The sequence below is a fragment of the Bradyrhizobium sp. SZCCHNR1017 genome (assembly GCF_032381375.1).
In the GTDB taxonomy this organism is placed as follows: Bacteria; Pseudomonadota; Alphaproteobacteria; order Rhizobiales; family Xanthobacteraceae; genus Bradyrhizobium.
The window spans coordinates 135,648-148,392 of record NZ_JAUHIR010000014.1 but is presented as its reverse complement, the minus strand read 5'-3'; the positions used below and the strand labels follow the sequence as shown (position 1 = coordinate 148,392).

At 62.5% G+C, this 12,745-nt stretch carries 16 protein-coding genes, 1 tRNA gene and 2 pseudogenes; 10 read left to right on the top strand and 9 right to left on the bottom strand.

The features are described from left to right. The first annotated feature begins 3 nt into the window (after nt 1–3). Nucleotides 4–825 (top strand): hypothetical protein, encoded by an 822-nt coding sequence (locus QW863_RS28410; protein WP_315716220.1) that lies wholly within the window; start codon nt 4–6, stop codon nt 823–825. 91 nt (nt 826–916) lie between these two features. Further along, nucleotides 917–1,123 carry a hypothetical protein gene (locus QW863_RS28405; RefSeq protein WP_172111383.1) on the top strand — a complete coding sequence of 69 codons (207 nt, stop codon included), beginning with the start codon at nt 917–919 and terminating at the stop codon, nt 1,121–1,123. 64 nt (nt 1,124–1,187) lie between these two features. Here QW863_RS28405 and QW863_RS28400 read toward each other — a convergent pair whose 3' ends face one another. The 3 genes from QW863_RS28400 to QW863_RS28390 all read right to left on the bottom strand — a co-directional run bounded on the left by QW863_RS28400 (nt 1,188) and on the right by QW863_RS28390 (nt 3,337). Then, nucleotides 1,188–1,850 carry a DsbA family protein gene (locus QW863_RS28400; RefSeq protein WP_315716222.1) on the bottom strand — a complete coding sequence of 221 codons (663 nt, stop codon included), beginning with the start codon at nt 1,848–1,850 and terminating at the stop codon, nt 1,188–1,190. A gap of 5 nt (nt 1,851–1,855) precedes the next feature. Further along, nucleotides 1,856–2,641 (bottom strand): sulfite exporter TauE/SafE family protein, encoded by a 786-nt coding sequence (locus tag QW863_RS28395; protein ID WP_315716223.1) that lies wholly within the window; start codon nt 2,639–2,641, stop codon nt 1,856–1,858. 201 nt (nt 2,642–2,842) lie between these two features. Beyond that, complete coding sequence (locus QW863_RS28390; RefSeq protein ID WP_315716224.1) at nt 2,843–3,337, bottom strand: hypothetical protein; 495 nt, start codon at nt 3,335–3,337, stop codon at nt 2,843–2,845. Between QW863_RS28390 and QW863_RS36035 the strand changes: the two genes are divergently transcribed. Then, nucleotides 3,316–3,837: a hypothetical protein gene (locus tag QW863_RS36035; RefSeq protein WP_409977978.1), complete on the top strand. Its 522-nt coding sequence runs from the start codon at nt 3,316–3,318 to the stop codon at nt 3,835–3,837. The two genes, QW863_RS28390 and QW863_RS36035, sit on opposite strands and share 22 nt — an antisense overlap. Before the next feature lie 83 nt (nt 3,838–3,920). Further along, nucleotides 3,921–5,006 (top strand): AbrB family transcriptional regulator, encoded by a 1,086-nt coding sequence (locus tag QW863_RS28380; RefSeq protein WP_315716226.1) that lies wholly within the window; start codon nt 3,921–3,923, stop codon nt 5,004–5,006. On the opposite strand, the gene QW863_RS28375 is transcribed toward QW863_RS28380, so the two are convergent. Continuing rightward, nucleotides 5,003–5,536 carry a disulfide bond formation protein B gene (locus QW863_RS28375; RefSeq protein WP_315716227.1) on the bottom strand — a complete coding sequence of 178 codons (534 nt, stop codon included), beginning with the start codon at nt 5,534–5,536 and terminating at the stop codon, nt 5,003–5,005. The two genes, QW863_RS28380 and QW863_RS28375, sit on opposite strands and share 4 nt — an antisense overlap. Before the next feature lie 173 nt (nt 5,537–5,709). On the opposite strand from QW863_RS28375, the gene QW863_RS28370 reads away from it, so the two are divergent. The 5 genes and pseudogenes from QW863_RS28370 to QW863_RS28350 all read left to right on the top strand — a co-directional run bounded on the left by QW863_RS28370 (nt 5,710) and on the right by QW863_RS28350 (nt 9,466). Next, nucleotides 5,710–5,794: transfer RNA gene (locus tag QW863_RS28370), tRNA-Leu, on the top strand. Between the two features lie 211 nt (nt 5,795–6,005). Continuing rightward, nucleotides 6,006–7,376, top strand: coding sequence for a tyrosine-type recombinase/integrase (locus QW863_RS28365; protein ID WP_315716228.1), 1,371 nt, complete (start codon nt 6,006–6,008; stop codon nt 7,374–7,376). 142 nt (nt 7,377–7,518) lie between these two features. Next, nucleotides 7,519–7,644 (top strand): annotated as a pseudogene (locus tag QW863_RS28360) (efflux transporter periplasmic adaptor subunit); the annotation flags it as partial. A gap of 170 nt (nt 7,645–7,814) precedes the next feature. Beyond that, on the top strand, nt 7,815–8,627 hold the full coding sequence (locus tag QW863_RS28355; RefSeq protein ID WP_315716229.1) for a hypothetical protein: 813 nt from the start codon (nt 7,815–7,817) through the stop codon (nt 8,625–8,627). A gap of 26 nt (nt 8,628–8,653) precedes the next feature. After that, nucleotides 8,654–9,466, top strand: a complete 813-nt coding sequence (locus QW863_RS28350) for a hypothetical protein (RefSeq protein ID WP_315716230.1) — start codon at nt 8,654–8,656, stop codon at nt 9,464–9,466. Between the two features lie 166 nt (nt 9,467–9,632). Here QW863_RS28350 and QW863_RS28345 read toward each other — a convergent pair whose 3' ends face one another. The 3 genes from QW863_RS28345 to QW863_RS28335 form a co-directional block, all read right to left on the bottom strand. Continuing rightward, entirely contained in the window at nt 9,633–9,755 is a 123-nt protein-coding gene (locus QW863_RS28345) for a hypothetical protein (protein ID WP_315716231.1), read from the bottom strand. 8 nt (nt 9,756–9,763) lie between these two features. Next, nucleotides 9,764–10,042, bottom strand: a complete 279-nt coding sequence (locus QW863_RS28340) for a hypothetical protein (RefSeq protein WP_315716232.1) — start codon at nt 10,040–10,042, stop codon at nt 9,764–9,766. 233 nt (nt 10,043–10,275) lie between these two features. Continuing rightward, nucleotides 10,276–11,580: a hypothetical protein gene (locus QW863_RS28335; protein WP_315769374.1), complete on the bottom strand. Its 1,305-nt coding sequence runs from the start codon at nt 11,578–11,580 to the stop codon at nt 10,276–10,278. Between the two features lie 248 nt (nt 11,581–11,828). On the opposite strand from QW863_RS28335, the pseudogene QW863_RS28330 reads away from it, so the two are divergent. Next, nucleotides 11,829–12,056, top strand: a pseudogene (locus tag QW863_RS28330) (LysR family transcriptional regulator); the annotation flags it as partial. Between the two features lie 219 nt (nt 12,057–12,275). Here QW863_RS28330 and QW863_RS28325 read toward each other — a convergent pair. Beyond that, entirely contained in the window at nt 12,276–12,404 is a 129-nt protein-coding gene (locus tag QW863_RS28325; protein WP_315716234.1) for a hypothetical protein, read from the bottom strand. Between the two features lie 46 nt (nt 12,405–12,450). Further along, a complete protein-coding gene (locus QW863_RS28320) occupies nt 12,451–12,699 on the bottom strand; it encodes a hypothetical protein (protein WP_315716235.1) in 249 nt (82 codons plus the stop codon). Nucleotides 12,700–12,745: the final 46 nt, after the last annotated feature.

The window sequence follows — 12,745 nt, the reverse complement described above, 5'->3', positions numbered from 1 at the left end:
CCCGTGGCTTCGGCGCTGAACCGACGCGTCCATGCCTGGCTCGCGGACAATCCCGATGAGAGCATTCTGCGTTGGGTCTTCCGCAGCATCCTCGTCGTCACCGTCGCAGTTCTCGCGGCGGACCTGCTCGAGTTGAATGCTCCGCAAGTGCCATCGGATGCGGCCCCGCCTCAGCTCGACATTCGGCGCGACGCGCCGGACCTGCCGGAGGAATCACCATCCGTGCTGGCGCCCCTGATGAAGCGGCTGATGCCGCTGCCGCAGGGCGATCGTGCCTTGCAGCAGCCGATTCAGTTCGAGCTGCGCGGCGGCGGCCGGCTGTTCGCGACCGGCACGATTACACCCGGCAGCGCGCGCAGCTTTGCGGACGCAGTCGAACGTCATGGCGAATATATCAGGACGATCGTGCTGAACTCGCCCGGCGGCTCCGTCGCCGACGCGTTGGCGATGGGGCGACTGATCCGCGCGCGGAAATTCGCAACCGAAGTGGAGGCGGGAAAATATTGCGCCTCGTCGTGCCCGCTGGTGTTCGCCGGGGGTCTCGAGCGCCGGGCCGGCGAGCGGGCGATCATCGGCGTGCATCAGATCGCCGCAGTCCCCACGTCCGGGACCGCCGTGAGGTCCGGCGACGACATGAGCCTTGCGCAGAACATCTCGGCGCGATGCCAGCGCCACCTCGCCGAGATGGGCATCGATCTGAAGGTCTGGGTGCATGCGATGGAGACGCCGCATGACCAGCTGTTCACGTTCAAGCCCGACGAGATGAAAACACTCAATCTCGTCACCTCGCTGCCGGAATCGCGGCCTGAAAAATCGCGCAGTTAGGATGTTCTGATCGCGGTGGACCGGGACCGCGGCGGGCGCGGAACCAAGTTTCGACCGCGGCGTTATTGGCCGTCACACTGGAGAACATGACATGCGGACATTCGTGGGAATGATCCTGGGGGCTCTCATTCTGGGGTTCGGCGTCTACATCCATGATTCGATGCAGACCTCCGAGGTCGCCAACGGGCCGACCGCGCAGACGCGCCGGACGATCGTGAACTGGGACGTCGCGGCGGACAGCTGGAATTCACTCAAGACCCGCGCGCATGACGACTGGGTTCGCATCTCGTCGAAGTGACGCGCCCGACGCTGCTGTTTTCAGGGCGCCTCGGCCGTTGGTCGAGGCGCCTTTGCTTTGCCAATCAGTTGGCCGCCCTGGCCTTGCGCGCGTCGGCGATGACCTGCTCGAACTGCGCCATGGTCAGCACGCCCGGTACCCTGAACTTGCCGACGATGAAGGACGGCGTACCGCGGAAACGCAATCCCCGCGCCTGCTTGTCGTTGCGCGCCAGCATGTCATCGATGGCCTTGGCGTTGGCGGCGAGGTCGCGCTTGGCGCGGTCGACGTCGACGCCTGCTCCCGCGAGCAACTCGTCGATGCGCGGTTCGGTGAGCTTCGAGCTGACGCCGATCAGCGCCTCATGCGCCTTGGCATATTTGTCCTGATATTTGCAGGCCAGCGCCATCCGCGCTGCAACCACCGAAGTCGGCCCGAGAATCGGCCACTCCTTGAGAACCCAGCGCACCTTGCCATCATCATGGATGACCTGCTGCAGCTCGGGATCGAGCTTGCGGCAATACGGACAATTGTAGTCGAACCATTCGACGATCGCGATGTCGCCCGAAGGATTGCCGAGCACCGGCGCATCGGGGTCGCGCAGCACCGCGCCCTCGTCGGGCTCGTCGGCATCCTCGGCGCGACTGTCGCGGGGCCACAAGGAAAGCGCCGCGCCTGCGCCAAAAAGCGTCAACACGTCACGCCGGCTGCTGGCGGAGGTGATCGCAGTCGAGGGGACGCGCTTCATTGAGGTCAGCTCCAGATATGCAGCAGGCTGCGCGTCAGCATATACAGCGCCACCACCGCGATCACGACGGAAAACACCACGTTCAATGCGCCGCGCCGTCCAGAGAGATGGCGCGCCAGGCGCGTGCCGGCAAGGCCACCCGCGATCCCGCCGGCGATGAACAGTCCGGCGAGATCCCAGGCGACGAGCCCGGACCAGGCATAGCTCGCCGCGGTGGTGAGCCCGAAGGTCGTCACCGCGACCAGCGACGAGCTGACCGCATTCATGATCGGCATGCCCGTCGCAGCCATCAGCGCCGGCACGATCAGGAAGCCGCCGCCGATGCCGAAGAAACCGGACAGCGTGCCGGTGGCGAGGCCGAAGCCGACGATCGCCGGGACGTTGGCCATGCTCATCTTCACATCGGGGGTGCCGATGCGGGCGCGCGTCTTCAGCATCAGCATGGCGATGACCATCATCACCAGCGCGAACAGCGCCAGCAGCTTCTGGCCGTCGACCATCTTGCCGAGCAGCGAGCCGGTGAAGGCGCCGACGATGCCCGCCGTTGCGAACAGCGCCGCGATCGGCCAGATCACGGTGCCGCCGCGCGCATGATTGGCGAGATTGATGGCCGCGTTGGTGGCGACCGCGATGGCGCTCGAGCCGATCGCGATGTGCGGCTCGGGCACGCCGACGACATAGACCATCAGCGGCACCGCCAGCACCGAGCCACCGCCGCCGACGAGGCCGAGCGAGAACCCGACCATCGCGCCGCAAAACAGGCTGAGCACACCTTGGACAGCAGAGATCATGGCGAGAGCAGGGTCATTTCCCGCACGGGAAGGCAAGCCCCAAAACCACCGGAGCAGCAATTCCGCCGCCACCGGCGCGCACCGCCGCGCGACCGGCGCCGAGCCGAGTCGGACCGGCGGTCGCGCGGCGATGCGCGGCGTCGAGAGCGGCGGCCGAACGCATGATGCCTCCGGCCGCCGGCAACGTCTCGTCAACCCGGATCAGGCAGCGCCCTTCAGCTTCTTGGTGCATTCGCTGTAGTAGCCGCCGCCCTTCTGGATCCACTTCAGGCCGCCATTGGCGTTGGTCGCCTTGTTGGCATTGTACTGATCGACGCAGGTCTGCAGCCGCGCCTTGCCGGGCTTCTCCTTGGCGTATTTCGGGTCCACCGCGTTGGGGAACACGGCGGGGCCGGTCGGCGCGGGAGCGGCCTCCTTGGCGTCGGATTTCGCCGCCTTGGCCGGCTTGGCCTCGGCCGCAGGCGCGGCCGGAGCCGCCGGTGCCGCGGCAGCGGTGGCATCGCTGCCGCACTGGGCCTTGCGGAAGTCGTTCCACTTCTGGCCGCCCAGCGTGCCGGCCTCCTTCGCCTGCTTGTACTTGGCGCTGCATTCCTGCGCGGTCAGCGCCTTCGCCGGCGCGGCGGCGAACGTCGCGAGCCCGATCACGGCCAGCGTAGCGAGTGACGAAGCAACCAATGATTTTGCGTGAAAACTCATCCTCGATCTCCCTGTGGAGCATGGTGGAATGGGACGGTAATTCTAGCGAGACGCCCGCGACCGACAAAGCAGGCGGGAGCATGGCCGCGCGAAAATATAATTTGCGTCGCGCGGCGATCCGGCTCATTCCATTCACTGCGGGTTCAGCATCGCCGGACATCGCAGCGTGCCTTTCGTTCGAGGACTTCAGCATGAGATTCACTGCCCGGGCGGCGATTGCGGCGATCGCAATGGCCACCCTGTCGGCCGCGGGCCCCGCCCGCTCGCAACCCGGATTGACGCTGCCGTCGCGGCCCGATGCCGCCACCGACAAGTTCGCCACCCTCGACAAGGCGGCGCGGCGGACGATTTCCATCGCCTGCTCCAAGGAGGCCGACGAGCAGGGGCTGAAGGGCAAGGCACGCGGCAAATTCCGCTCGGCCTGCAAGCGCAACAAGGCGGCGGCCGCCGCGACCATACCCGTGCCCGCTCCCTTGCCGACGCCCGACAAGCCGAAATGACCGGCCCCTGCGGGCGCATGCGCGCATGGCGCCTGCGCAGCGGCGGGAATTGTTCGCGCAGGCAGGTTTTGGCATAAGGCGCCGTGCGCCAGATCATCTCCTCCCTCCCCTTTGACCTGCCGAGCCGCGCCAAGACCCTGAGCGCGATCGAGACCCTCGTGCTCGGCACGGCCGGCGGCCTGATCTTCCTCGTCGCCCATCTGCCGGGCGGGCTGATCTCCGGCGCGATGATCGCGACCGCGATCGCCGCGATCGCCGGCCGCCCGCTGGCGATGCCGCCGATCCTGACCCAGACCGTGCTGCTGCTGCTCGGCATCTCGATCGGCGCCGTCGTCTCGCGCGAGCTGATCAACCATGTCAGCGCCTATCCGGTGACCATCGGCCTCCTGGCGCTCGCGACGTTCTGCTCGACCTTCGGCTCCAGCCTCTATCTGCAGCGCGTCCATGGCTGGGACCGCACCTCGGCGCTGCTCGCCGGCAGTCCCGGCGCGCTGTCGCAGATCACGATGCTCGCGGTCGAGCGCGGCGCCGACCTGCCGGCGATCGCCGTGGTGCAGACGCTGCGGGTGATCATCCTGACGGCGGCGCTGCCGCTGGTGCTGGCAGTGGCCGGCGTCGCACCGGCGGCGCCGATCTCGCTCGGCCAGAGCGTCGCCTCGCCGCTCGGCCTGCTCGCACTGCTGGTGGCCTCGCTGGTCGCGGCGATGCTGATGCAGCTGATCAGGTTTCCGGCGAGCTGGCTGTTCGGCGCGATGGTCGCCAGCGGCGTCCTGCACGGCACCGGCCTCGTCGAGGGCGGCCTGCCGGAATGGATGCGTGGCGTGGCGCTGGTCGGCATCGGCGCCCTGATCGGCAGCCGCTTCGCCCGGATGCGGGTGAAGACCCTGGTCGGCCATATCAGGGCCGCGCTCGGCTCGTTCGCGATCGCGGTGGCGATCTCGGCGCTGTTCGTCACCGTGATCGTGCTGGTGACGCATGTGCGCTTTTCCGACACCATTGTCGCGTTCGCGCCCGGCGCCATGGACGCGATGATGGCCCTGGCGCTGACGCTGCACATCGACCCGATCTTCGTCGGCGCGCATCACCTGTCGCGCTTCGTGTTCGTCACGATCGCCACCCCCGGCATCGTCCATCTGTTCGGACGGCCGCAGGAGGATGTCGACGACTAGGCGCGCTTCCGGGTGATGCCCCAGCCGGCGATGGCGGCGATGGCGAGCGAGATCAGCACGCTGTAGCCGGCGAGCGACAGGCCGAGGAAGCGGAATTGCACCTCGTCGCAGCGTACGACCTTGACGCTGTCGAGCCGCTCCAAGAGGCTGCCGGCGCTGCCGAGATTGCCGATCGGCCCGGTGCATTCGGTCGGCCCCGGCCAGAAGCCCCATTCGACGCCGGAGTGATAGACGCCGAGCCCGGCATTGCCGAGCGCGGCCAGCGCGACCACGCCGAGCCCCGCGAGCACCAGCCCGCGCGGCGCGCCGCCTTTGGCGGCGAGCACGATCAGCAGCCCGAGCGGCACGATCGCATAATAGGCCCAGCGCTGCTTCAGGCAGAGCTCGCAGGGCTGCAGGCCCCAGACCAGCTGCATGTACCAGGCGCCGGCCAAGGCCGCCGCCGCGATGCCGGCCGCGAGCAGCGCCGCCGCCACCGCCGGGCTCATGGCTCCCGCCGCGGGGCGCGCCATCACAGAAGTATTGGTCATCGGTCCTCCCGAACGGGGCTGCATCCGGTCCCATGCCGGGCCGTTCCGGCTCCTACTCCGGCCCGCGAAAGCTGTCGAGATGCGCGCCCATCACGTCCGTGCGGGTTGACCCGGCCCGGCCGCCCGCTATAGTCCGCCCGCTTCGCTATGGTTCCTGCACAGGCCCGGCGAATGCCCCTGTGGCGGAACTGGTAGACGCGCTCGACTCAAAATCGAGTTCCGCAAGGAGTGCTGGTTCGATTCCGGCCAGGGGCACCAACTAGGCTGTTCAAGCCCGTTCTAAAGCGTTCGCAGCCGTCCGCGCAGTGCTAGGAAACCCTTGAAAAGCAGGCGCTTCCGCGTACATCGGTGTTCGTCACCGTTTGTTCTCGTCCGATCCCAGCCGTCCGATTTGTTGGTATTTTTGTTGGTATCGGGAGAACAAACGTTCACGGCGACTTTCGCTATTCCGAACAACGGAATTGAGCAGATGGCTCTCAAGAACCACAGCGCGTGCGCCAACCCCGAGCAGATCAGGACCGACGTCGACTGCCGCGCCGCCCGACCGAAATTCGACAAGGGCGTGTGGAGCCCCGCCAAGATTTCCGACGTGACCGGCGGCGGTCTCTATCTCTTCGTCACGCCGGACAAGAGCAGACCAGGCAACGCTGCCTCCAAGCTCTGGCGGATGGGCTACCGCTTCCACAGCCGTCAGAAAACCTATTCCATCGGCCCTTACGGCAACGGCAAGGATGGCACGTTCTCGCTCGCCGACGCGCGGCGCGAGCGCGACAAGGCGAAAGACCTGCTCAAGGAGGGCAAAGACCCGAGCACGGAGAAGCAACTCGACAAGCACAGGCAGGCGGCCGCCCGGCCTTTCGAGCAATGGGCCGACGAGTGGCTCGCGAAGAAGAAGGTGGAGAAAGTCAAACGCGGCAGGATCGTCGCGGTGCGCGACCCCAAGACCATCGAGGTCCTTGAACTGCGCGTCGGCTACGTCAAGGACCGCTTCGGCAAGCTGTGCAGGCAGGACATCAAGCGTCCGGACGTGCTCGCTTTCATGCGTTCATACGAAGCCGAGGGAAAGCTGGAAACCCGCGACCGCGTGCGCAGCATCGGTGAGCAAATCTGCGACTATGCCGATGTCGAAGGCTACGGCTACAATCCATTCCGCAACCTGAATGGGCAGATGGTTGCCAACATTTCGACGCCGCGTCCCGGCGTCACCGAACCACGCGACGTGACGCGCGTCTTCAAACTCATCAGCGCACCGTGGACGAGAGCGAGGTTTGGTGATGTTGTTGGCCTTGCCTTGCGCTTCGATGCGCTGACCATTCCCCGCCCCGGCATGGTCAATGAAATGGAGTGGAGCGAGGTCGATTGGGATGCCGAACGCTGGACTGTTCCAGCCGCCAAAATGAAGACCGGTTGGGACCATGTCGTGCCTTTGTCACGGCAGGCACTCGCAATCCTGCGCAGCGTTCAGAAGCTGACCGGCCATCGCCGGTACGCGTTTTCCTGCTCGAAAGACGCGCCGCTATCAAACAACACGCTCAACAGGCACTTGCGGCTGCTTGGCATTGACACCAAGACTGATCATTGTGCCCACGGGTTCCGGACCACCTTCTCGACGCTGTCTCATCACGAAGAGATCAAGGATGCCAAGGCTTGGGATGGCGATGTCGTCGAGCTGCAGCTCGCGCATCTCGATAATTCGACTGTGGAAGGGCTTTACAAGAAGCACGGACCGCTCGCGCTGATCGGCTCCCGCACGAAGCTAATGCAGCATTGGGCTGATCGGATCGACCACTGGCTCGATCCCAACAAGGTGATGCCGATCAAGCGCGACACGCAGGCCTGAGTCACCTATCTTCAGGCATGGTTGATGCTGCCCGGTTCGATCCGTGGCGAGCTCATGTGATAGTCGTCGACGCTTTTGCATTTCGTGCTGAACGGATCGATTTGTCGCGGATCTCGACGAACGCGCTCCTCGCGGCCAATTACGCGCTCTGGAGACCCGTCAGACCGAAGCGCGACAGGCGAGCTTCGCCGTGGCGGAGCGACGCCAGATGCTTCGGCTCAGCGGCCTTTCGGACGAGGCGATCTCGAAGCTGACCAGCGAGGCAGCGCGAGAAGACGAGCCGATCTAGCGCTCAACGGACTTGCGCAACGATCAGAGCTTTCGCACAAGTTGACGCCTAACGGCGTTGCATTTGCTTTGATTTTGCAACACTACCTTCGGGAGCGGCATTCAAGCCATTCGCGCACATCACGGAAGCAGGGCAAGCGGGGGAAGGACATGGAGTGGGGCGTCATTGTCATTGTCGCTGCTGGGGCGTATTTCCTGGGGCGGAGCTCGCGCTCTCAAAAGGTGCCGGGTATCGCACCGTCCCGCTCGGGCATAGCTGCGGCAACAGACCGTGAGGTTATGCTCAGCACCTTTCGCCGCGAGATCGCCAATTACCTGGTGCGTCTCGACCCGGACCGTTACCTGCGGCTCTATCGCAAGGCACGCTCAACCGAAACCGCGATTGAAAAGGCCGATAAGGAAGAGCGTGAGGCCCAGCTCTTACTGCTGACGAAGCGCTACCCGCAATATGAGGATTTTGACCTGGTCAATACCCGGGCTCACGTGCTGTACGCAGATGGTTTGGACATGCACTCACTCGAAGAGATCGAGGAACACTTCCTGAACCTGGTCAAGTTTCAAGCGCTACAGCGAACCTTCGATGAGGATTGGAAATTCAGAGGCCCTGCAACCAGCGACCGCGACCTGGAACACCTGCAGGATTACGTCAAAAAGATCAAAGACACGCGCTTTCTGCAGCGGCTCAAGAACGCGGTGCAGGAGTTTTACGTGCACAGGCGCGACAGCCAGGAGCTTGGTCCAGGCGAGCCCGATTTTGAGACCAACACGCTCGCAGTTTTCCGACGGCCCCACTATGCGGAGATTCGCTACGGGTTTCATTTCAAAGACACCGACGAGTACGGCCTCTATGGCGCTTTCTTTGCCGACGATCGCGACAGACCTTACGAAAGCTATTATCGTTCAGATCGCATGTTTGAAGCTGAAACCGGCTTAGACCACCTGCGCCTCAACGAACCCATCTAAGCGGGCGTACGGCGGATACTTCAAACATGAACTCGGCGCCGATAATCGATGTCTGGAACGTGGCGACCTTTGACCCGACGCTGCTGCGCATGCTTGAGAAAGAGGCGGCGCTCATACGCAACTACCTGACCACATCACGTCAGCAATTTCTTGAGCGGGAGGCGTCCGACCACACCGGGCCATACCTGACCAACCCCTATGCAGGCGACCATCAAGCTTTCGTCGAAGCCGTAGGCCGGGAAATGAACAGCCGGACGATAAGGGCCTGGCATTACACGCGCCTGACTGATGATGAGGTCCACAATATTCAAGAGAACGGCATTTGTCCGGGCACCCTTGATACGCTGCGGCAAAGGCTCGAGGCGCAGGTAAAGACCGGCCGCCTGTCAACGGAAGACGTAGAAGCGCTCTATGCCGCAAGTCCTTGCCACCATCAGGAGCAACAACCTGGTCGACTGGGCAAGTTCTGGATGACATCTGATCCGGTTGAAATTGACGATGGCGGCGTGGAGCTGCTGCTTGCGAATTGGGGAGGCGAATCGACATACTTCTGGCTGGAGGACGAGAGGCTGGAGAAGCTTGTCGCCGGCATCGGACGGCCTCGTGTCCTCGAAATAGCCGTTCCTATCGAGAAGACCCGCCATTGGCTTAATGCAGGCCGCGCTGTGGTCCGCACATTTGCGCGGATGCTTCGCTGCCAGCCCGATCGTGGCGCATTCGACCTCTATACTTTTGAGCCGCTAGACGCAGACGCGATACTGGGCATTCATAGCGACGGCGAGCCGAATTTCCAGAACATGGGCAAAGGCTACCCCATCGGATATGTCGCGCCCTCTTAGGGCCGGCGCATCTAGTCCATCTTGGTGGTCGGGTCGATGTGCAGGCTGTAGGCGTGTGCCGCATCGCAAGGCTTGCTGCCTGCACGCCCGCAACCTGGCCAGCAACGATAGCGCTCATGCGGGCCTGGATGGCCTGCTGCTGAACTCGGACATGCCCCTACCCCGTTCAGCGCCAAATCCATGGCGCCGCGATCAGTGCGACAATGATGATGGCGGCAACGATAGCCATCCATCCCTGGGCGTCAAAGTCGAAGCTGGGGCCTTTGAATTTCAGTTGGTGGTCGGGCATGACATCATCTATGCGACGGCCTTCTTCTTTGCCACCTTCAGCGGTCTAATCGGGAGCTTCTTCGCAACAGCCTTTTTCGGCACGGCCTTTTTCGCGGCCCGAGCTGGTGCTGTCGGCGCCGGCGCGGCGGCGGTCGCCTCTTCTTCCTCGGCGTCATCGAGATAATCGCCATCGAGGTCGGTTGCCGCAATCTCATGGGCGCGATCCTCGAGGCCCCGATACTTCTCCTTAGAGAGCCCCGGCTGCCCGTCCTCGTGCATCTTTTTGATGACCAGGTACGGGTTCATGATCAAGGCATGAGACAGCGGGCCCGCCTGCCCCGACTGGAGCTTGATGAAGCCCAGGTCGGCCAGCTTGCGGATTTTCTCGGCCCAGGTGCGCTCGGCCAGCTATCCAATGAGAATGGTCGTTGCTGAACAAGTGTGCACTCATCGCCAACCGCTCGCGGCGACAGGTGCCGGGGCGCTCGGAAACCCAGAGCCTGGCTCACGCACGCTCTTAGAGTTTCCTTGCTCTCACTTCATCTCGATTGCAGGAATGCCTTGTGAAGGTCGATACCACAATCATATGTACCGCCACATCCGGAGCATGCTTGGGCAGTCCATGTTACCTCAACTTGCTCATCGTCGTTTATCGTTCCCAGGGGCTGGTCAAGACTTGGATAAGCGCTCGGGCTACAGTATCCTTTACCCGCCATCCTGTTTGACCACTTGTAATCACCTCGTTTGAACTCCTGAGCGTTTTGGAAATCAAGCTGTCCGGTATCGGCGGCTTTCCAGCCCTCTTGAAGTTGCTGAGTTTTAACTGCGCGCAAAAAACCCTTGCCACTCTTCATATGAGGACAAGCCAATGTTCGCTCGGTACCTTGCGAGCCTCTAGCGGACCACAAGTCCCAGTAGCAAGCTAGGCATCTGCCATTGCCATCCGTCTGCACGCAGGGCGAAATCGGCTTGGGGAGCTTCGGCGGGATGTAGAGATGAGCGGAATATGTCGCGCTAGATGGCGTCACCGTCACTGCCCTTGCGATAATCTTGCTGGGCAACGCCTTGTCCTTCCGCTTAATCGCGAACTCACCGGCTTTCTTCGCTGCTGCACTCAGCTGGATTGGACTATCAAGTTTTGACCCGGGCGCCACATTGTCTGTTTCAATTTCAAGAGTGACTTTGTCGAGCCCGTCGGGATTGTTCCACACAAACTCTATAGATGCGCCGAGTTCGTCCAGACTCACGAGCTGTACAATCAGGCCGATTTTGTCTCGATTGATGCAACTGCTCCAGGCCTTGACCGCTTCGTCAGGCAGATAGACCAAGAGCTCTGCGCCTGACTGATACGTATCTCTATTGTAGCTTGAGAGATTGAACAGCTTCTCCCTGCTGCTCTTGAATTCATCAGCAGAGCCGCTGAAGTACTCGGGAACATCAGCCTTGTAGTTCTTCTGCTCTTCACTCCATTTGCTGGTGTCTACCAGATTTAAGGTCGCTAGCCTTTCAGTGAAAGTCTTTTGGGTCCAACTCGTGTTGTACGCCTTCAGCACATCTCTGCACTCGGACGGAGATGGCGCTTCTGCTAAGGCACATCCGGCAAAACTCGCCAAGAAAAATATTGATGCTAGAATTCGATGGTACGTCATTGGCACCTCCCGCCTGCCGTTAACTCTCTTAGTAATACAATCTCGCGGAACACAATCAACAACCTTCATGCGCGTTGAGGTGAGGCGGAAGGGACTTTGCCCGGTACGTTCGCCCATGAGAAATGATGGATCGACCGCCTCGATGACGCCGCCGTGAAAGCCCTGCACGTAGGGCGCGATTGCTCCGGCCGACACGCTATCCGAAAATCCCCGACTTGCGCTCGCGCCGGCCATTTGCTGGCCATTATTAAACCCAAGATTGTGCGCCACACAATCATCTTGTCGACCAACAATCCGTTTCTACTAGCGACGCCGGCTTCTCCAACTGGCCGCTTTGCGAATCCGGCTGCCACAAATCTTTCGATTCGAAGTTTCTCCTTCGCCGCCAAGTACATTCCGCGTGATTTCAACACGCTTAATGCAGTCTCTTATGACATTTCAGCATGATAGATAATAAGCACTCCACCGGAACGGCACTTCACAGCCGGATGTCGGCTTTTGACCTGCAGCATCTCCGCTACGCTGTAGCAGCTGCCGACTACGGAAGCTTTCGACAAGCGGCCGAAGCACTATTGCTTCAGCAGTCCACGCTCAGCCGCTGCATTCGGCAGCTCGAACACTCGATTGGCGTTGTGATCTTCGATCGCTCGAGCGGTGGGGTGAAGCCAACGCCCGCCGGCCGGAGCGTTCTCAGGATGGCAAGAACGATCCTTGAGGAATTTGAGACGCTGATAGCAACAGCAATATCGACCCGAAATGGTGAGACCGGCCGGCTTGCTGTTGGCTTCTGTACATCGCTTTCGGCGGGCAACCTGAGAGCGTCTTTGCTCGATTTCCGGCAGAGATTTCCGCAGATCGAACTCGCTACGGTTGAGCGAAGGCGCACACGTTTAGCCCGCGGGGGCGGTCTTGTAGCACGCGAACATGTCGTCAGCAGCTGCCGTCTCGGCTGCGGCCTGCGCCGCAAGGATGCCGCCCGCGACGGCGACGGCGAGACTGGCGAGGCTCATGCGCTTCATCGGTACCTTCCTTCATGTGATGGACTGGATCCCGCCGGTGCCCGCCTCAGTTTCCGGCGGCGCGGACCTTCTGGTAGATCAGCGTCACGATATCCTTCACCAGTTCGCAGCCGGCGAACTCACTCGGCGTGTAGCTGGCGCGGCGCCACCCCCGCAGATGCCGGCCGATGTCGTAGATGTCATAGGCATCCAGGCCGAGATCGCCGGCGAGCGAGGTGGCCTCGGTCGCCGAGGGCCACTGGCGATGGAAATAGTCGAGGACGTATTGCTCCACTCTGTCGCGCGTCGTCGTCATGGCTTCCTCCGGGATTGAGGGATTGGGACCGCGCGCTGACGGACGA